This is a genomic window from Agrobacterium vitis, from assembly GCF_014926405.1.
GTDB lineage: Bacteria > Pseudomonadota > Alphaproteobacteria > Rhizobiales > Rhizobiaceae > Allorhizobium > Allorhizobium vitis_H.
Window position 1 is genome coordinate 622,679 of record NZ_JACXXJ020000005.1, and the last position, 24,787, is coordinate 647,465.

22 protein-coding genes are annotated in these 24,787 nt (G+C 56.5%); 5 read left to right on the forward strand and 17 right to left on the reverse strand.

Features of this window, described 5'->3' with window-relative positions:
• The first annotated feature begins 93 nt into the window (after positions 1-93).
• Together IEI95_RS13925 and IEI95_RS13930 are read left to right on the forward strand one after the other, a co-directional pair.
• Positions 94-1,761: a formate--tetrahydrofolate ligase gene (locus IEI95_RS13925; RefSeq protein ID WP_194416587.1), complete on the forward strand. Its 1,668-nt coding sequence runs from the start codon at positions 94-96 to the stop codon at positions 1,759-1,761.
• Positions 1,762-1,984: 223 nt separating this feature from the next.
• Positions 1,985-4,171 carry a TonB-dependent hemoglobin/transferrin/lactoferrin family receptor gene (locus IEI95_RS13930; protein WP_156535640.1) on the forward strand — a complete coding sequence of 729 codons (2,187 nt, stop codon included), beginning with the start codon at positions 1,985-1,987 and terminating at the stop codon, positions 4,169-4,171.
• Positions 4,172-4,186: 15 nt separating this feature from the next.
• Here IEI95_RS13930 and IEI95_RS13935 read toward each other — a convergent pair whose 3' ends face one another.
• Complete coding sequence (locus tag IEI95_RS13935; protein ID WP_156535639.1) at positions 4,187-5,149, reverse strand: extensin family protein; 963 nt, start codon at positions 5,147-5,149, stop codon at positions 4,187-4,189.
• 144 nt (positions 5,150-5,293) lie between these two features.
• On the reverse strand, positions 5,294-6,745 hold the full coding sequence (locus IEI95_RS13940; protein WP_156535638.1) for a protein adenylyltransferase SelO: 1,452 nt from the start codon (positions 6,743-6,745) through the stop codon (positions 5,294-5,296).
• Positions 6,746-6,952: 207 nt separating this feature from the next.
• Between IEI95_RS13940 and IEI95_RS13945 the strand changes: the two genes are divergently transcribed.
• A complete protein-coding gene (locus tag IEI95_RS13945) occupies positions 6,953-7,525 on the forward strand; it encodes a HupE/UreJ family protein (RefSeq protein ID WP_071205168.1) in 573 nt (190 codons plus the stop codon).
• 156 nt (positions 7,526-7,681) lie between these two features.
• Positions 7,682-8,500, forward strand: coding sequence for a DUF2076 domain-containing protein (locus IEI95_RS13950; RefSeq protein ID WP_156535637.1), 819 nt, complete (start codon positions 7,682-7,684; stop codon positions 8,498-8,500).
• A gap of 610 nt (positions 8,501-9,110) precedes the next feature.
• On the opposite strand, the gene IEI95_RS13955 is transcribed toward IEI95_RS13950, so the two are convergent.
• From IEI95_RS13955 to IEI95_RS14010, 12 genes are all read right to left on the reverse strand, one after another.
• Positions 9,111-9,554 (reverse strand): hypothetical protein, encoded by a 444-nt coding sequence (locus IEI95_RS13955; RefSeq protein WP_156536992.1) that lies wholly within the window; start codon positions 9,552-9,554, stop codon positions 9,111-9,113.
• 127 nt (positions 9,555-9,681) lie between these two features.
• Complete coding sequence (gene queF / locus IEI95_RS13960; protein ID WP_156535635.1) at positions 9,682-10,146, reverse strand: preQ(1) synthase; 465 nt, start codon at positions 10,144-10,146, stop codon at positions 9,682-9,684.
• A complete protein-coding gene (locus IEI95_RS13965; protein WP_156535634.1) occupies positions 10,143-11,057 on the reverse strand; it encodes a cation diffusion facilitator family transporter in 915 nt (304 codons plus the stop codon). The genes queF and IEI95_RS13965 overlap by 4 nt, the downstream gene beginning before the upstream one ends.
• Positions 11,058-11,256: 199 nt before the next feature.
• Positions 11,257-11,763, reverse strand: a complete 507-nt coding sequence (locus IEI95_RS13970; RefSeq protein WP_194416588.1) for a GNAT family N-acetyltransferase — start codon at positions 11,761-11,763, stop codon at positions 11,257-11,259.
• The gene (locus IEI95_RS13975) at positions 11,760-13,949 is read right to left on the reverse strand and encodes an anthranilate synthase (protein WP_194416589.1); all 2,190 of its coding nucleotides are present in this window, start codon (positions 13,947-13,949) and stop codon (positions 11,760-11,762) included. Before IEI95_RS13975 ends, IEI95_RS13970 begins: the two co-directional genes overlap by 4 nt.
• A 221-nt stretch (positions 13,950-14,170) precedes the next feature.
• A complete protein-coding gene (locus tag IEI95_RS13980; RefSeq protein WP_156536990.1) occupies positions 14,171-14,941 on the reverse strand; it encodes a Stf0 family sulfotransferase in 771 nt (256 codons plus the stop codon).
• A 152-nt stretch (positions 14,942-15,093) separates the two neighbouring features.
• On the reverse strand, positions 15,094-15,399 hold the full coding sequence (locus IEI95_RS13985; RefSeq protein ID WP_156536989.1) for a PAAR domain-containing protein: 306 nt from the start codon (positions 15,397-15,399) through the stop codon (positions 15,094-15,096).
• A gap of 31 nt (positions 15,400-15,430) precedes the next feature.
• Complete coding sequence (locus tag IEI95_RS13990) at positions 15,431-15,973, reverse strand: cupredoxin domain-containing protein (protein ID WP_156536988.1); 543 nt, start codon at positions 15,971-15,973, stop codon at positions 15,431-15,433.
• 715 nt (positions 15,974-16,688) lie between these two features.
• On the reverse strand, positions 16,689-17,513 hold the full coding sequence (locus tag IEI95_RS13995; RefSeq protein WP_156536987.1) for a hypothetical protein: 825 nt from the start codon (positions 17,511-17,513) through the stop codon (positions 16,689-16,691).
• The gene (gene tssI, locus IEI95_RS14000; protein ID WP_156537159.1) at positions 17,513-19,678 is read right to left on the reverse strand and encodes a type VI secretion system tip protein TssI/VgrG; all 2,166 of its coding nucleotides are present in this window, start codon (positions 19,676-19,678) and stop codon (positions 17,513-17,515) included. Before tssI ends, IEI95_RS13995 begins: the two co-directional genes overlap by 1 nt.
• Before the next feature lie 205 nt (positions 19,679-19,883).
• Positions 19,884-20,324 (reverse strand): hypothetical protein, encoded by a 441-nt coding sequence (locus tag IEI95_RS14005; RefSeq protein WP_156534696.1) that lies wholly within the window; start codon positions 20,322-20,324, stop codon positions 19,884-19,886.
• A gap of 113 nt (positions 20,325-20,437) precedes the next feature.
• The gene (locus IEI95_RS14010) at positions 20,438-21,574 is read right to left on the reverse strand and encodes a saccharopine dehydrogenase family protein (protein ID WP_337739764.1); all 1,137 of its coding nucleotides are present in this window, start codon (positions 21,572-21,574) and stop codon (positions 20,438-20,440) included.
• Between the two features lie 106 nt (positions 21,575-21,680).
• Between IEI95_RS14010 and IEI95_RS14015 the strand changes: the two genes are divergently transcribed.
• A complete protein-coding gene (locus IEI95_RS14015) occupies positions 21,681-22,112 on the forward strand; it encodes an Lrp/AsnC family transcriptional regulator (protein WP_156534691.1) in 432 nt (143 codons plus the stop codon).
• Positions 22,113-22,127: 15 nt separating this feature from the next.
• Here IEI95_RS14015 and IEI95_RS14020 read toward each other — a convergent pair whose 3' ends face one another.
• From IEI95_RS14020 to leuA, 3 genes are all read right to left on the reverse strand, one after another.
• Entirely contained in the window at positions 22,128-22,400 is a 273-nt protein-coding gene (locus tag IEI95_RS14020; protein ID WP_060719886.1) for a Txe/YoeB family addiction module toxin, read from the reverse strand.
• A 3-nt stretch (positions 22,401-22,403) separates the two neighbouring features.
• Positions 22,404-22,676, reverse strand: a complete 273-nt coding sequence (locus tag IEI95_RS14025) for a type II toxin-antitoxin system Phd/YefM family antitoxin (RefSeq protein WP_156534689.1) — start codon at positions 22,674-22,676, stop codon at positions 22,404-22,406.
• Positions 22,677-22,816: 140 nt separating this feature from the next.
• Complete coding sequence (gene leuA, locus IEI95_RS14030; protein WP_156536985.1) at positions 22,817-24,523, reverse strand: 2-isopropylmalate synthase; 1,707 nt, start codon at positions 24,521-24,523, stop codon at positions 22,817-22,819.
• Positions 24,524-24,787 lie beyond the last annotated feature (264 nt).

The following is a 24,787-nucleotide window of genomic DNA, read 5'->3' on the forward strand; positions in this document are numbered from 1 at the left end:
GGAGAAAATTATGCAGCAGATTTAAAGCGCTGTAGCGCGAGCTGCCTGAAGGAAAAGTGCCGGAAACGGTGTAGAGACAGGGTTAAGAGGCTGATGTCGGATATTGAAATTGCACGTGCAGCATCGAAGCTTGCGATCACGCAGATTGGCGAGCGTCTGGGAATCAGCCCCAGTGATTTGCAGCCCTATGGCCATGACAAGGCCAAGATCAGCGCTTCATTCCTGCATTCGCTTGAAGATCGCCAGGATGGCAAGCTCATCCTGGTGACGGCAATCAATCCGACACCAGCAGGCGAAGGCAAGACCACGACCACGGTCGGTCTGGTGGACGGGCTGAACCGTATCGGTGCCAAGGCCATGGTCTGCGTGCGTGAGCCGTCGCTTGGTCCCTGTTTCGGGGTCAAGGGCGGCGCTGCCGGGGGCGGGCGGGCGCAGGTCGTGCCGATGGAAGACATTAACCTGCATTTCACCGGCGATTTCCACGCCATCACCTCCGCGCATAACCTGCTGGCGGCGATGATCGATAACCATATTTACTGGGGCAATGAACAGGATCTCGATACGCGCCGTATCGCCTGGCGCCGGGTGGTGGACATGAACGACCGGGCGTTGCGGGAGATGGTCGGCGCTTTGGGCGGCGTTCGCAACGGCTTTCCGCGCGAAACCGGCTTCGATATCACGGTTGCCTCCGAAGTGATGGCCATCCTCTGTCTGGCCCGCGATCTGGCCGATCTGGAAGAGCGGTTGGGGCAGATCGTCATCGGCTACCGGCGTGACAAGACGCCCGTGCATGCCCGCGATATCAAAGCCCATCAAGCCATGACAGTGCTGCTGAAAGAGGCGATGCAGCCCAATCTGGTGCAGACGCTGGAAAACAATCCGGCGCTGGTGCATGGCGGTCCGTTTGCCAATATCGCCCATGGCTGCAATTCGGTGGTGGCGACCAGGGCCGCCCTGAAGCTTGCCGATTATGTGGTGACGGAAGCGGGCTTTGGCGCCGATCTGGGTGCTGAGAAATTCTTCGATATCAAATGCCGCAAGGCCGGTCTTCGCCCGGCGGCTGCCGTAATCGTTGCCACGGTACGGGCGCTGAAGATGAATGGCGGTGTTGCTAAAACGGAGCTTGGCCACGAGGATGTGGCCGCCCTGGTCCGGGGTGCTGTCAACCTTGGGCGGCATGTGGAAAATGTCCGGGGCTTTGGTGTGCCTGTCATTGTCGCTATCAACCATTTCCTGTCGGATACGCCGGCGGAAATCGCAGCCTTGCAGGACTATGCCGCCAGTATCGGCGTCGAAGCCGTGCTCTGCCGTCATTGGGCCGAGGGTGGTGCGGGCATTGAGGAACTGGCGAGGAAGGTATCGGCCATGGCCGATAGTGGCATTGCCGATTTCCAGCCTCTTTATCCGGACGACATGCCGCTGTTTGCCAAGATCGAGACGGTCGCCAAGCGGATTTACCGCGCGGGGAGTGTGACGGCGGACCGTGCTGTCATCGATCAGCTCGCCCAGTTCGAGGCTATGGGCTATGGCGACCTGCCGGTCTGCATCGCCAAAACCCAGTATTCCTTCTCCACCGACCCGTCGCTGCTCGGCGCTCCCGATGGCCATGAAGTGCATGTGCGTGACGTGCGGCTATCAGCGGGTGCCGGTTTCGTGGTGGCCATCACTGGCGATATCATGACCATGCCCGGCCTGCCGAGAAAGCCGGCAGCCGAAACCATCCGGCTCGATGACAAGGGACTGGTCGAAGGCCTGTTTTAAAGAATAGTGCTGCGTTGCTTTACATCACTAAAGTGCAAAATATAACATGATTTATTTAATCATGTTTTTAATCTTGACATAAAAAATCATGTTTAATAAGTGTCCGAATTAAGGCGCGTCTTTTCTGACGGCGGCTTGTTTCGGGGACGACCAATTGCGTGCGAAGCCGGCTGCACTGCCCTGCGGCCGAGGGGTTTCGTGCGCCGTATTGAAAGTTTGCACCATGTCTTTTCGGGGAATTCGGCCTATTCTGCTTGCCTGCACGGCACTTTGCACATTCACTGCGGCCGTGCCTGTCATCGCGCAGGAAGCGGCAAAAACGGCGGAAAACAGCGGCTCTAATGGTCAGACCGAACTTTCGACCATTACCGTCAAGGGCCAGAAGGTTGTAAAGGGTTCCGTGGAAGACACGCCGGTGGCGACCCATACCTCGGCCGAGCAATTGCAGAAGAAGCAGATCGATGATGTCGATGACCTCGGCAATACGGTCGAGCCGAGTGTGACCTATGTGAAGAATTCCAAGAGCGTCAACATTCGCGGCCTGGAGGCCGACCGGGTACTGACGACCATCGATGGCATTCCGGTGCCCTATTTCTTCGACAGCGTTTATAGCTATGGCGGCGGTGCCGACACCTATGATTTCAATTCGCTGTCGTCGGTGGACGTGCTGCACAGCGCCGATTCCAGCCGCGCCGGGTCCGGTGCGCTCGGGGGCGCGTTGCTCCTGCATACCTATGAGCCGGAGGACCTGATTGGCGATGGCAAGAGCTTTGGCGGTATCGCCAAGCTTGGCTATGATGGCTCGGACCGCTCGCTGACGGCCTCAGGCGCGATTGCCAAGAAATTCGACAATACCTCGGTACTGTTCCAGTCCTCCTACAAATACGGCCATGAGACCGAAACAACAGGCGATGTCGGCGGCACCAGGGGAACCCGGACCGAAGCCGATCCGATGAGCTATAACGACCGCAATTTCCTGTTCAAGATCCGCCAGGAGCTGGAAGGCGGTCATACGATCGGCCTGACGGCGGAGCATTACGACTATAATTCCAAGAAGGATTACAAGTCCAATACCAGCTACGGCACCACCTATCGCGCCGGTGATTACGATTATATCCAGGACAAGGGCCGCGACCGGGTTTCGCTTGACTACGTCTATGACAGCACCTCTGCCGACAGCTGGATCGACAGCGCCTTTGCCACCCTCTATTGGCAGCGCGCAACCCGCGTGGAAGGCACATCCAGCTACCGTCTGACGGCTCCAATCGGCATTTACGACCGGTCCATGGAAAGCGAGCAGCGTGATTACGGGTTCAATGGCTATGCCAATTCCGATTTCAGCACTGGCGCTTTGAACCACAAGCTGACCTTCGGCACCGATCTCCGCTTCAGCCAAAGCAGCTATTATCTCGCCGGTCAGGACACCTGCTCAGTCACCTACGTATCCGGTTGCGCCTATTACCACACCAACCAATCCTATTCGCCTGATGTTAATTCCTACAAGCTCGGCGCTTTTGTCGAGGACAAGATTTCGCTGGGCAACAGCCCCGTTTCGCTGACGCCTGGCCTGCGCGTCGATTGGTACAAGGAAGACCCGCAGGAGACCGACACTTATAAGGGAACCATGCCTGAGGGGCAGGATGGCGCCCACCTTTCGCCCAAGCTGCGTGCCGCCTGGCAGGCGACGCCGGATGCCGAGCTTTACGCCCAGTTCTCCACGGCGTTTAAATCACCCAACGCCTACCAACTCTATGTGGATTATGACAATTCGCCGCTCTACCGCTCAATCGGTAATCCCGATCTGAAGCCGGAAACCAGCTGGGGCTTCGATGTCGGTGCCAATCTTGGCAACGAGGATTTCGGTGGCCGGATCAGCGCCTTTACCACCCGCTACAAGAATTTCATCGATACCTCGGACATCATCCGCACGACGGGCTATGTGCTTGGGACCTATGAATATATCAACCGCGCCAATGTCCGCATCAGCGGCGTCGAGATCGAGGGCCACAAGACCTTCACCAACGGCATCAACCTACATGGCTCGATGTTCTATGCGCGTGGCGTGGATCTGGATACCGACGAGTTGTTGAGCACGGTAGCGCCGCTGAAAGCCATTGTCGGTGTCGGCTATGAACGGCAGACCTGGGGCGCGGATGTCAGTCTGGTGGCCGCCGCTGCCGTCTCCGACGACTCCAGCGCCTCCACCAAGCCAGCTGGATACGGCGTCGTCAATCTGACGGGCTGGTGGGAGCCGGAACAGGCCAAGGGCCTGCGCCTTCAGGCTGGTGTCTACAATCTGTTCGACAAGCAATATTACGACGCGCTTGAAGTGAAGGACGTCGCTAACGCCAATGCGCTTTACTCCGAGGCCGGTCGTTATTTCAAAATCGCCATCTCTCAGAAGTTCTGAGAGAGCCGGTTTCGATCAATTCGGCTCCTGACAGACGCGGTAATCGTTGCGGCGTTTGATGAGATCCAGATGCAAGTGATCCTTATGGGTCTCATCGGCTCCGGGTGCCAGAACGGTGGTGAAATACAGGCAGGCTGAGGAATTGATGGTGCGCTGGAAGGCGCCGGGCAGGGTTGGTTCGCTGTCCGGCACGATCTTCATCGGCACATCGCCTTTTTCAAATTCGAAACCGGCAATATCCAGCGCATTGCCCTTGGCATGTTCGGACATCTTGCCATCGCTGCGGCTATTGCGGTTACGGCAGATATAGGAGGAGGCCTGGTCCACGGCCTTCAGCCGACCTTTGTCGGGAAGCGCCTGATCGGCGGCGGGAATAACCAGAGTGCGCATCCATTCCGAAAGTTCCAGTGCCGCCGCGCAGCGCAGCGTCGCCTTCGGCTTCAGGCTGACACCCGGCAGGATTTCCGTCACCTCCAGCGGCTTGTCGATGCCACAACCATCGCCGTCATCGATCCGGGGCCGTTCGGTAAATTGCGCGCCTGCCGCCTTCAGATCCTTAAGGCACTGCCCATAGGCCTGCGGGTCCTCCGTCATGATCGGCGGTGGTGGAGGCGGTGCCGGAGCTGGGGCCGGTGCCGGTTCTGCCGATGCGGGTGGCGTTTGGGAGGATGGAGCAGGTGAGGCCGGGGTAGGGGCCGGGACAGGGGTTGGCGCGGCGGGCGAGGGCGTCGGCACGGGAACAGTGTCCGGTGCCGGAACCAGGGCGGATTTGTCGCCGGGCTTGCTGACATCATCTTTTGTGTCTGGATCTTTTGTATCTGGGATTTTAACGCCGGAGGAAGCATCTGGCGTATCGGTTGCGGTTTTCGGTTTGCTATCGGGTATGGGGCCCTGCTCGGGAAGGGCGTCTTTTGGAGGGAGAGATGCGCCGCTCAGGCATATCAGGCTTAAGGCCAGCAGCAGCGTTTTGCATCTCATCGAGTCGTCCCCCAAGGTTTGTCGCTGGAGGGAACGTTTGAGCCTGCAATTGGTTTCAGTGTCTTAAGCCCGCTGCTGCATATGGTTGATTGCTACTGGACGAGACCTCGCCTCGAATAGAGGTTTGGGTATAGCGCGGAACTGTCACGTCCCGCAAAATGTTCGCGTCACTCTCTCTTCCGCTTTCGGCGGCACTCTGAGATCCGCGGTGTCTTCCAATTCTTCAAATGGTTGTTCCAGGGCCTGCGTCAGCCGTTCAAAGAACGAATAATCGTCATAGACCGCCGCCGAGATTGCCTCTTCGATGCGGTGGTTGCGGGGGATGAGGGCAGGATTGATGGTTTGCATTTCCGCTTCAATCATCTCTGCCGGGCGCTCTGTGCCAAGCCTTGCGCGCCAACGGATCAGCCAGGCGATCAGCGCGTCGGTTTCCGGGATCAGATCCTGTGCCACGCCGCCTCCGGCAATCCTGCCGAGCTGGCGGAAGGTCAAGGTGAAATCGGCCTCATGGGTCTCCATCAAGCCAAGGAGATCGTTGATCAGCGCCAGATCGGCTTCATCAGTACCGGTCACGCCCAGCTTGGCGCGGAAGGCGGCGAGCCAATAGGTCTGGAACACTTCGCCGAAGCGGGCCAGCGCCGCATTGGCGTCTTCCACGGCCTTGTCTTCGCCGCCGTCAAACAGCGGCAGCAGGCATTCGGCCAGCCGCGCCATGTTCCATTGGCCAATGCCGGGCTGGTTGGCATAGGCATAGCGGCCGCGTTGGTCGATGGAGGAAAACACCTTTTTCGGATTATACTCATCCAGAAAAGCGCAGGGGCCAAAATCGATGGTTTCGCCTGATACGGCGACATTGTCGGTATTCATCACCCCATGGATGAAGCCGATCGATAGCCAGCGGGCAATCAGCGCGGCCTGCCGGTCGGCAATGGCGTTCAGCAGTGCCAGATAGCGGTTGTCTGCATCTTTCAGGATTGGATAGTGCCGGTCGATGACGTGATCGGCCAATGCCTTCAAGCTGTCATTATCCTGCCGTGCGGCAAAGAACTGGAAGGTGCCGACGCGGATATGGCTGGCGGCAACTCGCGTCAACACAGCACCGGGCAGCGCCACTTCGCGTCTGACCGGCTGGCCGGTCGCAACGGCGGCCAGCGCCCGTGTGGTGGGAAGGCCGAGCGCATGCATGGCTTCGGAGACGATATATTCGCGGATCACAGGGCCAAGTGCTGCGCGCCCGTCGCCATTGCGGGAAAAGGGCGTCGGGCCTGCGCCTTTCAGCTGGATATCACGTCGTCTGCCATGACGGTCCAGCACCTCGCCAAGCAGAATGGCGCGGCCATCGCCCAATTGCGGCACGAAATTGCCGAATTGATGCCCGGCATAGGCCATGGCCAATGGGCTGGCACCCTGAGCGATACGGTTGCCGGAAAAGATCTCCGCCAGCGAAGCGTCATCCTTGCCCTGCATGTCCAGGCCCAGGTCCTGCGCAAGCGCATGATTGAACCGGATCAGCTTCGGCTGCGCCACGGGTTGCGGCAGAACAGCGGCGTGAAACGGCTCCGGCAGACGGGCGTAGCTATTGTCAAAGGCAAACATCTGAGTTTCTCCGGGCAACGTTCATTCGTGTATATGTGGCGCAGGGACATGGGAGTGCAAGGCAAGACCCGCGCGACGAAGCCGCATCCCCGGCAAATTGCGCATGGACAATTGAAAATTGCTTACGTTACATTTGCGGCTGACATAAAGAGAAAATCGGCGGGACCGAATCCCGGACGCCAGGTTGACCAAAAAGAGGGACTGTTGATGTTCAAACGCATTTCATTCACCGCTGCCATTTTCGCCAGCGCCGCCGCTCCGGCCTTCGCCCATCTTAATCCTGCCGAACACGGCTCGGTTCTGGCCGGGATTTCCCATCCGCTGACCGGACCCGACCATATCATGGCGATGGTTGCCGTCGGTCTTTGGGCCTCGCAGCAGGGTGGCAAGGCGCTCTATGCCGTGCCCGCCGCTTTTGTCGGCACAATGGCCATCGGCTTTCTTCTGGCGCTGGCAGGGGTCCATCTTCCCTTCGTTGAGCCGGCCATCCTGGCCTCCGTCATGGCTCTCGGTCTGCTGGTGGCAACTGCCGTGCGCATGCCCGCCGCTGGCGCGTCTGCTGTCGTTGCTCTTTTCGCGCTGTTCCATGGCTATGCGCATGGCACCGAACTGGCTGGCGCCGGTGCGTTGGAATTCGGCCTCGGCTTCCTGATCGCTACCGCCGCCCTGCATGCAGTCGGTATTGGCCTTGGCGTCGGCCTCAACCGCTTCGGCCCGCGCATCACCCGTCTGCTCGGCGTGGCCACGGCTCTCGGTGGCGCGGCCCTGATGCTGGGCTGATAAGTCATTCAAGGTAAAACCAGCAACGGCGGGAGAAATCCCGCCGTTTTTCGTCGTAGACCAGAACAGGTTACATATTTGTAATTCACAAGGGCTTGGAACAGCCATGATTGCCACCCTAGATCATGGTCAGTCATGTCATCGGAGATGAGAGCCATGTCACCGGAAGAGCGCCAGTTACTAACCCAATTGTTTGACCGTGTGCGCCAGGCGTCTGCAACGCCGCGCGACCGTGAAGCGGAAAGCCTGATCGAAGGCGAATTGCGCAGCCAGCCCTATGCCACCTATTATCTGGCCCAGGCCGTGATTATTCAGGAAAAAGGCCTGGAGGCCGCGACCGCCAAGATCCGCGATCTCGAAGACCAGATCGCCCATTTGCAGGATGAATTGTCCCGCAGTCAGGCCCAACCGCCCGCTCCGCAACAAAGCGGTGGTTTCCTCGGTGGGATCAGCTCGATTTTTGGAGGTGGCAGCCCCGCGCCTGCTCCATCCCGCAATGCAGGGCCTTGGGGTGCGGCACCAGCGGCGCAGCGTGGCTATGACGATTACAGCCGCAGCGCTCCGCCGCAATCCGGCCCATGGGGAGGCGCACCTACAGGCGGTCAATGGCAGCAACCGGGGCAACAACCAGCAGCAGCGCCAGCAGGCGGCGGTTTCTTGCGCGGCGCCCTGACAACGGCGGCGGGCGTTGCCGGTGGCGTGCTGGTGGCCGATGCGGTGCGCGATATTTTCACCACCCACGGCGGCGGTTTCGGCAATATGCTGGGAGCTGGCGGCATGGCTCAAGCGCCGGTCGAGGAAACCATCATCAACAACAATACCTACAACATCACCGAGAATGGCCGCGACGATACGCCCGCTCAAAGCGATGACAGCGGCGTCCAGCAGGCCAGCCTGGACAATGACAATGACAGCTATGACAATAGCAGCTTTGATGACAGTGATTTCGGTGGCGATGACAGCATGAATGCGTGACCCAAGCGGTCATCAGGAGCCGCGCAGGGTTATGCGCGGCTTATACCAAGAGTCATTGAAAATGACTCTTGGTATTCCTTTTTCGAATAGTTCAAGCCTTTGATGCATTTGAGATATTCGAAACATCTTCAAGGTGAGGATGCGTTAGCATCTTCGAGCCTTGGTATTAACGTGTCGGCTCGAAACCAAACTGAACAGAGCATTTGACCGGAAAGTGAAACCGGGTCCGCTTTTCTCCGGTGAATGCCAGAGAATGTCTGCTTTCACAGAAGCACAGTACACGACGCAAACGTTTTTATGTGCCGCTTACCCCCCTCTGCCTTGCCAGGCATCTCCCCCTCAAGGGGGGAGATCGGCTCGGAATGAGCGTGTCGCTTCACATTTGCCGTTCAAAATGTCGGAAATCACGACGGTATCCGATAAAATGCGGGGCAAAGTCTATCTGATCTCCCTCCGTGAGGGGGAGATGTCCGGCAGGACAGAGGGGGGTAAGCCACGGATGCAAACGACAGCGTCGTGTCCTGCATCATGGACTCGCATTAACGATCTGGCTTTTTGTTTTACCCATTTCCAATTGGCAAAACCGGTTTCCACTTCTCCTGGAAATGCTCTAGCGCCCCATTTGGTTCGACGGCCCAAACGTGTCTATCCGTCGGTGCTCGCTATCAGGATCGTGAGGCCGTGCCGTCACACTATAGTCGCTGCGGTAGGTTTTACCGAGATCCGAGACGATTTTAATTTCACACGACGCTGTGGTTGAACCAATGATAGAAACCCGGATGGTCGCGCCAGCCAACCACGTTCCGGGCATCGTATTCGCCGCCATCATGCGATGGATCGCCGCCCGATAATAGAGAGCGGACAAAGTGAAATCAGCATTGTCAGGAACGACTGTCCCGCGCTCCAGATCAAATTCGATGTGGTGCTTGCCCAGACCATGGATGAAGGCGACATATTGGCCCAAGGCCCAGTAACCATTGAGGTCATTATATCGGCTGGCGAAGGTCCGAAGAATGTCGTGGCCAATAGCCTTGAACTGCTTTCTCCTTGGCATATGCTGCTCACTCTGGCGTCAGATTTCACAAGGGATATCGGAAAAGATCACCGTAGACACGACGATAATTTTTTGGGCAAAGCACGATCTATTCGAGGTGGGAAGAGGCTAAATCTTCCCATTCCACTCACCCCCGTCCACGATAGGTCGGCACACCTTGATCCGGCAACCAGACCCCCTTCGGCACTTCTCCGGTCTGCCAGAACACATCAATGGGAATGCCGCCGCGTGGATACCAATAGGCGCCGATCCGCAGCCATTTCGGGTCGAGCAGTTCCACCAGCCGCTTGGCGATGTAGATCGAGCAATCCTCGTGGAAGGAACCGTGATTGCGGAACGAGGTCATGAACAATTTCAGCGACTTGGATTCCACCAGGAAATCGCCTGGAATATAATCGATGACGATATGGGCGAAATCCGGCTGGCCGGTCATCGGGCAGAGCGAGGTGAATTCCGGCGCGGTGAAGCGCACGACGTAATCGGTTCCGGCATTGGTATTGGGAACCCGTTCCAGCACCGCGATCTCAGGGCTGGTCGGCGCATCCACCTGGCGGCCCAATTGCGACAGGCCGGAAACATCGGTCTTGCTCATGCATGTTCTCCTTCAAATTTGACACGGACGCCATGGGCCTCTTCGCTTTCCGGCTCCACATGGATCGTCACCCGCGCGCCCGGCTGCACGGCTTGCACCGCCGCTTCCAGCCTGTCGCAAATCTCATGGGCCTCGCCCACCGGCATCACGGCTGGCACGACGAGATCGAAACCAACAAAGGTTGCTGCCCCAGCCCGGCGGGTGCGCAGGTAATGCACCCCGAGCGAGCCACTGGCGTGATCGGCAATCGCCTTCTTGATCGCGTCTTCTTCCGCTGGTTCGACTGCTTTGTCCATCAAGCCATCGACCGAATGGCTGATCACTTTCCAGCCCTGATAGATGATGTTGCAGGCCACCAGAATGGCCAGCAGCGGATCGAGAATGGCATAACCGGTGATCACCACCAGAACAAGGCCGATCAGCACGCCCACCGACGTCACCACATCCGACATGATATGCTGCCCATCCGCCGTCAGGGCAGGGGACCGGTTGGCCTTGCCGACCCGGATCAGGATTGTCGCCCAGACCGCATTGACGACACCGGCGGCAAAATTGATCGCCAGGCCAAGCGCCGGGGCATCCAGCATGGCCGGTGCTTCAAGGGCGGCCACCGCCTCCTTCATGATCAGCAGCGCGGCAATGACGATCAGCACGCCCTCTATAACTGCTGAAATATATTCCGCCTTGTGATGCCCATAGGGGTGGTCATGGTCGGCAGGCTTCTGGGCATAGCCGATCACGAAATAGGCGATGAAAGCCGCCACCACATTGACGGTGGATTCCAACCCATCCGACAAAAGCGCCACGGACCCCGTGACCCACCAGGCCAGGAGCTTCAGGCCCAGCACGCCGAAAGATAGCGGAATGCCCCAGAAGGCAAGACGCTTGACGATAGGATTATGCTCGGACATCACGCCCACTCCTGCATTTGCGAACCAGTTGCAAAATTCATGCCCTTAAGACGGCAAAACCGCCCAAGCCTGCAAAGGCTGGACGGTTTATGATGGGTCTCATATCCTTGATATCTGCTAATCTGTCAAACCCGAAGGATGGATAATCCAAAGCGGCGTTAACAAATAGTAGATATTGCTAATTAATGTGCGGTGAAGATCATGCTGTGTTTGCGCGAATGATCGCCATATGGATGACATCGACAAACCGCCCATCGATCCGCACCGCATCGCGGGCAACCCCTTCGCGGACAAAGCCGACGCTTTCGTAAAGACGAATGGCGCGGTCGTTATCGGCGTGAGCATCGAGTTCCACCCGATGGAGACCGATTTCCCATGATGCCGCAAGGGTGGTTTTGATCAGCCGTTTGCCGAGTCCAGCCCCCCTGTAGCCATCGATAATGCCCATGCCCAGCACGCCGCGATGGGCGTGGATTTCTCTGTCGTGGCGACGAATGTCGCACCAACCGACGACGCGCGCACCATCAAGTGCCACGAATTGCGGATTGTTGCCGTGCTTAAGGTCAGCCACGAAATCCCGCAGACGGTCCAATGGCGGCGCTTCCAGCATGCTCAGATAGCGGCGTTCGCGTGCGACGGCGTCGAGAGCCTGATGAAAGCTCTCGACATTGCTCGCTTCTATTGGCTGAATGATTAGCGCACTCACGCCGCCTTCACCTTCGCCCGTTTGGCCAGCTTTTCCACTACATTCTCGATCATCCGCATCCCGGCATCGTTGCCGAGCGTCATGATTGATTCCGGGTGGAACTGCACGGCGGCCACCGGCTCTTTGGCATGCTCGATGCCCATGATCGTTCCATCCTCGCTTTCGGCGGTGATGATGAAATCCTTGGGTAAGCTCGCCGGATCGGCATGGATTGAGTGATAGCGCCCGACCGTGACTTCCTTGTTTAAGCCGGAAAACACGATGCCGGGTTCCAGCACGCGAATGCGCGACGGCTTGCCATGCATCGGCACGTCCAGTTGACGCAGCACGCCGCCATAGGCTTCCGTCAGCGCCTGGAGGCCTAGGCAGACGCCGAAAATCGGCAGGTTGCGGTCACGCGCTTTCTTGATCGTCGCCGTGCAATCGAAATCCGACGGAGAGCCCGGTCCGGGCGACAAGACGACGAGATCGGGGTTCAGGCGATCAAACACCTCTTCCGGCACCGGGCTACGCACCGTGCTGACGGTAGCGCCGGTCTGGCGGAAGTAATTGGCCAGCGTGTGGACGAATGAGTCCTCATGATCGACCAACAGGATTTTCACGCCGTGGCCGACAGCCGCCACGCCGCGCTGGGCCTTGGCATTATGGCCGGTCTTGGCGTCACGGATCGCAGCAATCATCGCCGATGCCTTCAATTCTGTTTCAGCTTCTTCTTCCTGCGGATCGCTGTCATTGAGCAGCGTTGCACCGGCCCGCACTTCGGCAATGCCGTCCTTGATGCGCACGGTGCGCAGCGTCAGCCCGGTATTCATATCGCCATTGAAGCCAACCATACCGACCGCGCCGCCATACCAGGCGCGCGCGCTCTTCTCATGGGCTTCGACAAAGCGCATCGCCCAGAGTTTTGGCGCGCCAGTGACGGTGACCGCCCAGGCATGGGAGAGGAAGCCGTCGAACGCATCCATATCGTCGCGCAACCGGCCCTCGATATGGTCCACGGTGTGGATCAGCCGGGAATACATTTCGATCTGGCGGCGGCCGATCACCTTGACCGAACCCGGTTCGCAGACCCGGCTTTTGTCATTGCGATCAACATCCGAACACATGGTCAGTTCGGATTCGTCCTTCTTGGAATTCAACAGCTTGAGGATCTGTTCGCTATCGGCAATCGGGTCGTCGCCGCGTTTGATCGTGCCAGAAATCGGGCAGGTCTCGATGCGCCGTCCGTTGACGCGCACGAACATTTCCGGCGAAGCGCCGACCAGATATTCCTGATTGCCGAGATTGATGAAGAAGGAATAGGGCGACGGATTGATGTCCTTCAACCGCTTGGAAATATCCGAGGGCTTGCTATCGCAACGCTCCATGAATTTCTGGCCGGGAACCACTTCGAACAGGTCGCCCTTGCGGAAGCTTTCCTTGGCCTTCACCACCAGCTCGGCAAATTCGCCGGGCCGATGATCGCCGCGCGGCGGAATGGTATCGGTGTGGCGGAAAGGCTCCGGGGCAATGGTCTCGGCCTTGCCCGCCGTGGTCACGCCATCCTTTTCGAAATCATAGCGGTCAATCCAGGCCTTGGCGGAATAATGGTCAACCACCAGAATTTCATCGGGCAGGAACAGCACCATGTCGCGCTGATCGTCCGGCCGCTTCAGTTTCAGATCGATGGCATCGAACTGGAAGGCCAGATCATAGCCGAAAGCCCCGAACAGGCCAATGCTGCTATCGGCAGACGAATAGAACAGGTCGGTAATGGCGCGCAGCACGGTAAACACCGTCGGTGCCTTGGAGCGCTCCTCCTCGGTAAATACCCGGTCGGGGGTCTTTACTGTCAGGTCGAGCCGCTGCGCGGTCAGCGCACCCAGCACCAGTTCCGGCACAGTCTTCAGCTTTTCGGCGATCATCGACAGCAGCACTTCGCCCCGGCCATTGTAAGCTTCGATCCACACAGCGCGACCAAAGCTGGAAATACCCAGCGGCGGATCGACAATGGCCGTATCCCAGCGGGTATAGCGGCCCGGATATTCGTAGTTGGAGGAAAACACCGCGCCGCGCCGCTCATCCAGCTTTTCGACATAGCTGGAGACTGCATCGGTATAGGGTGTGGCACGACGCTGGCGCGTTACCGTAATCCCGCCCCGGGTCTGGTAGACATCGCTATTGTCATCGCGAATAATGGTTGCCATGGCGCTTCTTCCTCATCGTAAAGCCCGTCAGAGAGGGGCCATGAACACAAAAAAGCCGCCTCAGGAAATCCGGGCGGCTTTGGGTCAATCGTCTTTAGACATGACTGGTCAAGGCCGCGTTAGCGAACCCACCACCAAGCATTCATGGACAAAACGATCTTCATGGCGGAATTCATAACCCGGTCCGCCACGCCGCGCAAGAGTGATTTTCAGCCCCCCAATCATAGGGGATCACCGTGCAAATGCTCCGTGCGAAACCGTGTCTCCCAGCTTTGGTTGATCCCGTCTGCCAGCTTGGCGGTGCCGGGCACGACGCTGCTTGCAGCCTCACCATTCACTCCCAGTTGCCCCAGCAAATCCTTCAGGCTGCCAATGGGGTCGGCGCAAAGCGCTTCATAGGTGATTGGCAAGGGTTGGATGCCTTGCATGTCGAACCAGCTTTGCCAGGCGCGATCATACTGGATGAATTCGTCGTAGCTGGCGCGGATTTTGGCGGCGTCGTAAATTGGATCGCGTGGCGCAGACAACCGTTCCAACTCCGCACCATCTGGTGCGCGATGCCATAATCCAGTTTGTTGGGCTTTCACATAGGAGACGGCCTGTTGCACCTTATCGAGGCGTGTCAGGTGAATGAACAGCGTGTTTCCGAACGCAGCCTCGATCCGCTGCCGGTCGCTGGCCAGCACCGGGTAAAGAACGGCAAGCTTTTCGACAAACAGATCAAAACTGTGCCGTTGCAGCCGCAGGCCAAACAGCCCCGTGCCATTGCGGCCCTTCTCGACAGCAGCTTCAAAGATCGCCGCCAGAAGGTCGCTTTCCGGCAAAGAGGGGTTGATGTCCAGATTGAGATAGGACAGCCAATCGGTAATCGGTCCGTGATGAAAATAGGATTTCGGCTTACCGGCCACTCCGGTTGCTGCCAGCATATTGCACAACAAGGTGCTGCCGCTGCGTGGCGAGGTGCAGATCACATAGGAATGGAATTTCGCCATCGTCTTTTGAGCCGAGCAATCATGGAAGATGCCCAGCCCTATAGTAACGAGGTATGACAAGGCGGTGACCGTAAGCAATAAAACCGGATATTACAGGCGGTGAAACAACGCTTGTTGAGGGCCTTTAAAGAAACGAATGCTTATGAATCGGCTCAAGCGCCATCATCCAAAAACACGTCGCCTGATCCTTCCGCAGCAGTCCCGCCGCAATCGATCGCATCGCCAATCCGCCCCGCAGGCTGACCATTGATGAAGACCGTTGGCGACCCTGCTGCCAAAGCCCGGCCATGGCTTGGCTCCGGGCAGGACGAACAGGCATGCGCCCCATAAGCATCTCCAACCCGGACGGCCCCGCGGCCGTTGATGAACACATTACCGCTGGCCTCGATGGAGGGTGTCGGCGGGAAATGGCAGGGATGGCCGGAGCCGATATCGCCGAGGCGGGTGATGGCGGGCATTTGAACGTCCTCCTGTTCTATAACTGTAGCGTCAGTCAATCATCTTGCAATCTTGCTTCACCGCCTTACGCTCCCACTCGGCATATGCCGTGGGCTGAAGAATATCGACGCGAATGTCGGCATTGATGTTGTCTTTTTTTGGCATCGGGAGTTTGTCCGTGGGTGGTCTCCGTGTAACGTCAACGAAGATTTCGCCCATTCTGCCGGGAATAGCTGTTTCGTGAATGTCCAATTCGGGGATATCGAAATCGAGCATGTCATCGTATGATGTATATAATAGACGGGTGATGAGGTCTCGCCTAATTATCAGATGGTTCGCCAAAACCGTGCAAAGTGGCTCCCCTTCAGACATTTGCGTTATTTGATAGCGGAACAGCCACTTTTCAGAGGTTGCTTTTATGAAGACGCTTGGTTCGTGAGGCTGAGGCCCACCGATCATCAGAAGCTCCAATGCAGCCTTACAATTCGTTCGATCAACTTGTGCCATTGCGTCGCAAAGTTCATGTTTTCTATCAGCCGACTGGGCCTGCGAGCAAAGAACCATAGTTATTAAAAAAGAGAATATCGCCTTCATATTGCGATGTTACCTCGCCTAGTCGATCTGTGGGCCGCTTCACGACTCAAGGTCGATCATTCAAGCCATGTTATCCAGAAGCACATTTCCGTATTACTCCTCCACCTTGCCGCAACCGATAGTGTCACCCGGCAGGACAAACGTGCTTGCCGTTAGTGAAGGCCAATGCGGATGCCTGTGTTAAGGACATTTATTAATCTCCTAGAAAAGTACCCATCATACCTTGATGACGCGCTCATCTTTTAAATTGGGCCTGTTTCACGCCACAAGTATCCGTAGCTTAAGATCGCGCCAGACTTTCCGGAGCACTGTATCGATCCGTAAAACGCCGCGAGCGATGATGAATCTGTCTCCGCAAGGTCCAAGAATTTCAAAGCACTATCATCTTCGTCCTTGCATATTGAAATTTGTGCGATGCGCAAAGCTCCATAATACAAGTCGCCTTTTAGGGCTCCAGCTACATTGAAGGCTACATGAATCCCAAGTATAGCGCTTATTAATACAGAAAAAAATCTCACCAAAAGTCTGTTGAATTGAAAATTCAATAAAATTATAAAAATTATAAAAATAAATTTTATCGAAAACGGAATGCTAAATCCTTCTATATCTGCAAGTATAACGTCTTTTTCTGCGAGCGAAAATAGAAATGAATTAAATAAAAAAATAATACACAAAATTAAAACTAAAGAATAGTTTATTATTTTTAAAAAATTTTTCATGAAATTTTGAATCCTATTTCAATAGAATTGTTTTTTCTTTTGTCTGGCTCCGCATAATATTTTAACTTGGTGCGACATGTAATAGATGTGGATCCATCTAGGAATACGGCATTATCACATTGTAATTGTCTAAAGTGCTCAATAGCGCTTCGCGTTTCACTACCGTAGGAAACGCCTTCCTCTCTTATCAGGACATGCAAAAGACCAGTAGCAGAACTAGTCCCTATAGCCATGATACCTTGACCTGCTGAATACGAAGAGATCGTCGCACTACTTCGCCGGAGGAGATTATCTTCTTGCTCTGGATAAGGATCCCCGGTCTGTTTGGGCGGCGGAGACGATTCCACGTTTTTGTCATAAACATTTACGTCATTAAAAATCACTGGTCGTGGAAATTTTGTACTCGGGCGGTAATCCTTCACGATTAGTGGACCAAGTCCGCCGAAGGCATTGAATGGTGTAGGCGGATTTCCTTCCCCAAAATGATATTGGCCATCGAAGTTGATGTAAAACCCTAGCTTTGACTCTATTCCATCTACTTTCTTGCCGCCAATGTAGACCAAGCCTCGAGTGTTTATGTCCTTTGGATCGATCGGTAATCCAGCGTAATATGATATGGTGCTTGAAGTGTCATATATAGGGCCATTCCCGACGATATCGGCCGAAGTGATTTCTCTATCACAAAGATCGGTGAACTTTTCAGTAACGGTCTTCTGAATTGGCCGAAATACTGCTTTTGACATTTCTTTTGTAAATACATATGTTCCGTCTGAGTGCCTGAATAAATACTGTTCGCCGGGAACTTGATCGTAGCCTTGCATCAGTTGATCTCAACTCTTTTTGCTTTGATTGTAACTGTTTCCTCTCCATTAATGGAGACGTTTTTCCCGCTAATGGTGATATTACCGTCTGCGGTCATGACGATGAACGATTTTCCTGCAATTATTTTAACCAGTTCATTGCTTAAAATACTTTTTCTGCCAGCGATGTTGTCAACGCTGTCTCCTCCGATTGTTGATCGTTTGTCTCCGGCAACTTGTAAAATGCTGTCCCCGCTGACATTGATGCTAAGATCTTGCCCTATATTGGCGTACTGAAAGCCAATTATGCTTTCACTTTTGTTTCCGCCGACGGCCATGTATGCGCTGGATGAACACTCCACGACATAATTCCCTCCAGTCATGGAGGTTTCGAAGGTCGAATTTAGATAATATCCCATTTCCCGTACACCAAAGTGGCCGGTAAGTTGCCCTGGAAGAAGGGCTTCGGTTGTAAAACCTCCTCCTACCGTCAGATGGTAATTCCCGCCGGCAACTTGTTCGTAGTTATTACGGACGGAAACCATTGCGTTCCGTCCCACGCTCGAGAAATAGTTATTGTCCGTTCTAGATGTGAAGTTGTTGCGAGTTTTCTCCGTCCTATCGCGCTGTGCGTGGATAAAAAGTTCTTCGTTATTGGTCGCGTCATCGAAGGTGATTTCGTTAAATTGATTCCACGCTTTCGATTTATGTGTATTGGTCCGAAACACGCTCTTGGTCTTATTGGCCGGCAAATCATACGGTACCGGATTGTTCGTGTTCGGCACGACGCCTGTCACCAGCGGTCTATCCGGGTCGCCGTCGATATAGGCGATCATGACTTCCATGCCGATGCGGGGGATGACCTGGGAGCCCCAGAGGCCGCCGGCCCAGCTTTGGGAGACGCGGATCCAGCAGGTGTCGGAGCCGTCCTTTTTGGCGCGTCTGTCCCAGGGGAACCAGGCTTTGATCCGGCCGTATTTGTCAGGATGAATTTCTTCCCCCGAGGGGCCTGCGACAATGGCCACCTGCGCGCCTTCGATGCGCGGGCGTTTGGTGGTGCGATGCGGGGTTAAGGGGATACGGGACGGTATGGCCTCGAATTGGTTGATATATTCCGGCTGGTTTTCCGTGGTTTCATAGGAGCGATCCACCACCCAATGGGTGATACGGGTTATCACATGCTCTTCGTATTTGTGTTCCGGGTGGGGTTCTTCATAGGGGTTGAAGCGTCGTCCTGGTTCCAGCACACGCACGGTCGACTGGCCTTTGATCCGCTCGTGATCCGCCTGTGTCGCCTGCGCGCGCAATTTACCGACGCGCTCCATTTCGGTGTAATCGGCGGCGCGGGCGGGATAGTTGTAAAGCTCGCGCTTGGCATTGCCCGACAACTCCACGAGAGAAGGGGTCTGCGAGCGTGGAATGAAGTTCGGCGTTTCAAAATTCCAGTCGGCATCGACCCGTTGGCCGGGAACATAGCTGAAACGCCGCATCCATTCGGTGATGTGGTTGCGGTCGGAAGAGCCTTGGGCGATCCGCACGGTGTCATCGCCTTCCGCGCTGGCCGAGGCCTTTGACCAGGCAATCTGGTGGTCCGTTACTCTCAGGCGATGAATGCCCTTATCATGTTGAAACCAATAGAAGATTCCATCTTCTTCCAACCGGCGAAGCAGGTAGTCGAGGTCATTTTCCTGCCATTGGACAGAATAGCCTTGCGCCGGTGGCTTGTTCTGTAGAAAGCCGATATCCGGCTGCGGCAGGCCATGTTCGGAAAACAGCGTTTCCAGCACCTGGATCGATGTCATATCCAGCCAGATCCGGCAATCGGAGCGGCGCGACAGCAGCCACATCTGCGGACGGATGGTGAGCGTGTAGGAGCGTAACCCGCGTGTGACCGGCGGGCCTTCCTCAAGATCGGTCACCAAGCCATTGAACGGGCGGCGCAGGCCATCCTCGCCCAACTCGCCCTGGCGGATTTCCAGGGAAATATCGACCAGCTTGCCGATAAGCTCTTCCGGTTTGACCGCTTCACGCTTGGCGCGGACATGTAGAGTGATTTCAAACAGACGATTGACGCCCTCATCCACCTTCATCCGCTCCGGCAGCAATTGATCCTCACCCAGCGGAGAGGAGACTTTCAAAACGCGGCTGGCCTGAATGAAATCGGCAGTCAATATATCGTCGAACATCGTAAGGCCCCCGGGATTGCGTCTTAAAATATCAAATGCAATATCGATGGCCCGCCCGAACTGTTTCAAACACGCCATCCTTATGGCGAAATTAGACTAGCTTTCCGAAAGGTCAAGGTTTTGGTTGTGTTGCCGGATATGTTTGTTTTTTCGGTTGCGAATGATCATTAGTGAACGGAAAGGGCGATGAGGCATTGTGCAAAGTCTAACCGGCCAGCGTCTTGCCAGCATCGATCTTGACCACATCTTCGCCGACAAAAACGATGACATAACCTCCGGTCGTTTCCGCGTCGGCTGCCCAGCGGCGCATCGCGCTGGCATAGGGTTCGTTACGCCACACCTGCGGAAAGGCCGGGTCGACCAGGACCGTGACTTGCGGGCCCTGGGTGTAGACCATCATATTTGCCGTGGCCGGTTCCCATTCCGGGCCAAGACTGTCGCTTGTCATCCAGAGACAGAGAAAGTCTCGGCAGAGCTGCGGTCTCTCGGGGTAGATCGTGCAGCCTTTCCCGGCAGTGCAATGGGTGCACCAGATGTTTGCGGGCTTTGCCAAGGCGTCGATATCCGGCAGGCGGCAACAAAGCGTGCAGGTGCCGCAAGTGCGATCAGGCAGAGCTGTCGGGGCTGATGGAATTTCGACGGACATGGAGCGGTTTTTGCAGCTTGGAAACGGAAAACCTGCCGTAGCATAAGGCGACCGCTCACGCCATGCGCCTCACCCTGAAATGGTTGTCCGGGTGAGGCGGGGCGAGTCTTCGCTTATGCCGCTGCGTATTCGTGGCTTTTGCGGGTGATCGGGGCGGCTGCCGATTGATAGAGCTGGCCGAAGCGATTGGCGAGAAAGGCGTCGAGGCTGATTTCCTCCTGGCGCACGAAGCCGGATTGCGGCAACGTGCCCTCTGCCAACAGGTCCAGCACGGCGCAGATGCCAGCGGCGGTGGTGATCTGGATGGCGCTCATTTTCTTGTCCGCGACAGTGCCGGCATAGACCTTGTTGGCATAGGTCTCCTGCATATAGCGCCCTTCGCGCCAGCCGCAGACGGTGACGAAAATCACCACCACATCCTGCATGGTGGCAGGCAGGGCGTTTTCAAACAGGTCTTTCAGCACGTCGCGGCGGTTCTTCAGGTTAAAGTCGTTGAGCAGCGCCTTGATGATTGCCTGATGGCCGGGATAGCGGATAGTGCGATAGTTCATCGTTCTTACCCGGCCTTCCAGGGTTTTCGCCAATGTGCCGAGGCCGCCTGACGTGTTGAAGGCTTCATAGGTCACGCCATCAAGCGAAAATTCCTCGCGCTCTTCCATGGCCGGTACGCTGATCATCCGTCCCTCGACAATGGCTTCGCAAGGCTCGATATATTCGTTGATCAGCCCGTCCGTGCTCCAGGTAAGGTTATAGTTCAGCGCATTGGACGGGTATTGCGGCAGCGCGCCGACCCGCATTCGCACGCTATCAAGCGTCTCGAAGCGCTGCGCCAGATCATGGGCGACGATGGAAATAAAGCCGGGTGCAAGGCCGCATTGCGGGATGAAGGCGGTTCGCGCACCCTCCGCCAATGCCTCGACCTTTTTCGTGGTCGCCACGTCTTCGGTCAGGTCGAGGTAATGGCAGCCGCTGCGCGCCGCACTTTCGGCAATGGTGCCGGTCAGGTGAAAAGGGGCGGCGGAGAGAACGGCGAACTGGCCGTGAAGATGGGCATCCAAGGCGTTGCTATCGGTAATGTCGACCAAAGCCGTGGCGATACCGGGGTGAGTGGCAAGCTTTGCCAATTGCTCGGCGCTGCGGTCGGCGACTGTCACCCGGTAATCGCCGGTCTCTGCCAGAAGATGGGCAATTGCCCCGCCAATCTTGCCTGCGCCAATGATGGAAATGTTTTTCATGACCGTTCCCCTAATGCTTTTGACGAGCCTTCAGTGTGGAGCCGATCCCTGTCGATTCACAGTGGCAAATTGAGCGTTTTCGCTTACAATAATGGACGATTTGCCGAAAGGATTGAACAAAATGCAGGTCTCCGACAAGGACCGGGAACTTCTGGCGCTGCTGGGTGAAAATGCCCGTATGCCGGTCGCCACGCTGGCGCGGCGGCTTGGCCTGTCGCGCACCACGGTGCAGGCGCGGTTGGAACGGCTGGAGCGGGAAGGAGTGATTGCCGGCTACGGGCTTCGGCTATCGGACGCCTATCAGAGCGGGCTGATCCGCGCCCATGTGATGATTACCATGGCACCCAAGGCATTGACCAACGTCACGGCAGAGCTGGCCGCCATCCCGCAGGTCACGGCGCTGCATTCTGTCAACGGTCCCTATGACCTGATCGCCATGCTGGCAGCGCCCTCAATCCTGGAGCTGGACCGGCTGATTGACCGGATTGGGGAGCTGTCGGGGGTGGAGCGGACGCTGTCGTCGATCATCCTATCGACGCGGATCGCTCGGTAAGCGTCTTTGTTGTGATCATTTTCTATAATGGTAGCGGCATTGCACGATATCCAACCGCTGTTCCTGGCCTGACCCCGAAACGCAATAGACCAGCCGATGATCGCCAGCGATACGCCGAGACCAGAAGCCAGCGAGATCGCCTTTCAGCGGTTCGGGCTTTCCAAGGCCGGTAAACGGCGTTCTTTTGGCATTGCGGATCAGGTCGTTGATTTTCGAGACCATTTTCAGGTCGGTTTGGAGCCAAAATTCGTAATCGTCCCAGGCATTCTCGGTCCAGCCCAGCTTCATCGTTCAAGCGTCCTGGTGGTCATCCGGCTCGGTTGGATCGCGATCAGTGACTTTGCCTTGGCGCAATTGTTCGATGCTGTCGCGCAGGCGTTCGGCGTTGGCCGGGTTGGACAGGAGATGCAAGGTTTCCTGCATGCTCTCATATTCTCCCTCGGCAATCACCACCACGGCTTCCTTGCCTTGGCGTGTCACCAGCAAGGGCGCGCGTGACTCCAGCACGCTGTCAAAATGATGAGCGAAATTCTGGCGAAATTCAGTGAAGCGAACATTGGTCATGGTCTATGCCTCAATAATCTGTACGTATTTCTGTACATTAATTGCCGCATCGAAGTCAACAGGATTGCCGACATGCAAATCCACCCGCAAGAGTTTTGCGGGTGGCTTTGGTTCTTTCGGGTTGCTGTGAAGCCGTCCCCTTACTTCGCCCTTGCGTCCAGCACCCGGTTGGCGGCCGAGACGATGGCTTCCAGCGAGGCGGTGACGATGTTCTGGTTGATACCGGCACCGAACAGCCGTCCGCCGGGATGGTCCATTTCCACATAGGCAATGGCTGCTGCGTTGGAGCCGTGTTGCAGGGAGTGCTCGGAATAATCGCGCACCGAAATCTCGATGCCCAGATAGGTGGAGAGCGCGTTAACGAAACCGTCGATCGGGCCATTGCCCTTGCCCTCGATGCGCTTGACCTCGCCGCCATCGGCGATTTCGGCAGCGACGATCCGCACGCCCTTGGTGGCCGTGTCGGGATAGGTGTGGTGATCGACGAATTTCAGCCGGGCATTGGGCTGGTCGATATAGCGGCTGATGAAGCTGTCATAGATCCGCTTGGAGGGCAGTTCCACCCCTTCTTCATCGGTAATGCGCTGGATTTCCTCGCGGAACTCCACCTGCAAGTTGCGCGGCAGGTTGATGCCGTAATCCTGTTGCAGGATATAAGCGATACCGCCCTTGCCCGATTGGGAATTGATGCGGATGATCGCCTCATAGGAGCGGCCGACATCCTGCGGATCGATTGGCAGATAGGGGACTTCCCAGACCGGGGAATTGGCCTTTTTCACGGCCTTCATCCCCTTGTTGATCGCATCCTGGTGTGAGCCGGAAAAGGCGGTATAGACCAGCTCGCCAACATAGGGATGGCGTTCTGGGATGGTCATTTCATTGGCATATTCATAAACATCCTTGATGCGCTCGATCTGCGAGCAGTCCAGTTCGGGATCGATGCCCTGGGTGTACATGTTCAGCGCCAGCGTCACCACATCGACATTGCCGGTGCGCTCGCCATTGCCAAACAGCGTGCCTTCCACCCGGTCGGCACCCGCCATCAGGGCCAGTTCGGTGGCGGCAATGCCGGTGCCGCGGTCGTTGTGGGGATGCAGCGAGATGATGACGTTTTCGCGGTTGTCGATATTGCGGCACATCCACTCGATCTGGTCGGCATAGATGTTCGGCGTCGCCATTTCCACGGTCGAGGGCAGGTTGAGGATCAGCTTGTTGTCAGCGGTCGGCTTGATCTCGGCAATCACAGCGTTGCAGATTTCCAGCGCCACCTCCAGTTCCGTGCCGGTAAAGCTTTCCGGCGAATATTCAAACCGGTAGCCGCCACCAGCCTTGGTGGCCATGTCGATGATCATTTTCGCCGCATCGACGGCGATCTGCTTGATACCGGGCACGTCCTTGGCAAACACCACGCGGCGCTGCAATTCCGAGGTCGAATTGTAGAAATGGATGATCGGCTTATGCGCGCCTTCCAAAGCCTCGAAGGTGCGGCTGATCAGTTCCGGGCGGCATTGCACCAGCACTTGGAGGGAGACATTATCAGGCACATTGCCTTGCTCGACGCACCAGCGGGCAAAGTCGAAATCGGTCTGTGAGGCCGAGGGAAAGCCGATCTCGATTTCCTTGAAGCCCATTTCCAGCAGCAACTGGAACATCCGGGCCTTACGGTCGTGGCCCATCGGGTTGACCAGCGACTGGTTGCCGTCGCGCAGATCGACCGAACACCAGATCGGCGCTTGGGTGATGGTTTTGCCCGGCCAGGTGCGGTCGGAAATGTCGATCTGGGGGTAGGGCCGGTATTTGCTTGCCGCGTCGGGCATGCCCTTGTGCACGGAATTGCTCTTCAACATGTTCGCTCTCTTCTCATCCCGAATATGCCCGGCTTATAGCGGTTCGAGTGCCGCATGCGAATGCAAAATTCGGCCCCTTCAGGGGTCAATAGTCAAAATTGTGGAGTGGTGAGGAGCAATCGCCTGCGACGGCTAACCCGGCCGCCGGGCGCTCCTCAATGGACCCGGCAACCGCGGATAAGGTCGAGAAGAAGAAGCGAGGATAGGGCGCGCAAAGCTGCGGCGCGGCTAACATTGCCTCGCTGTGCAGTCTTCGTCATGGAA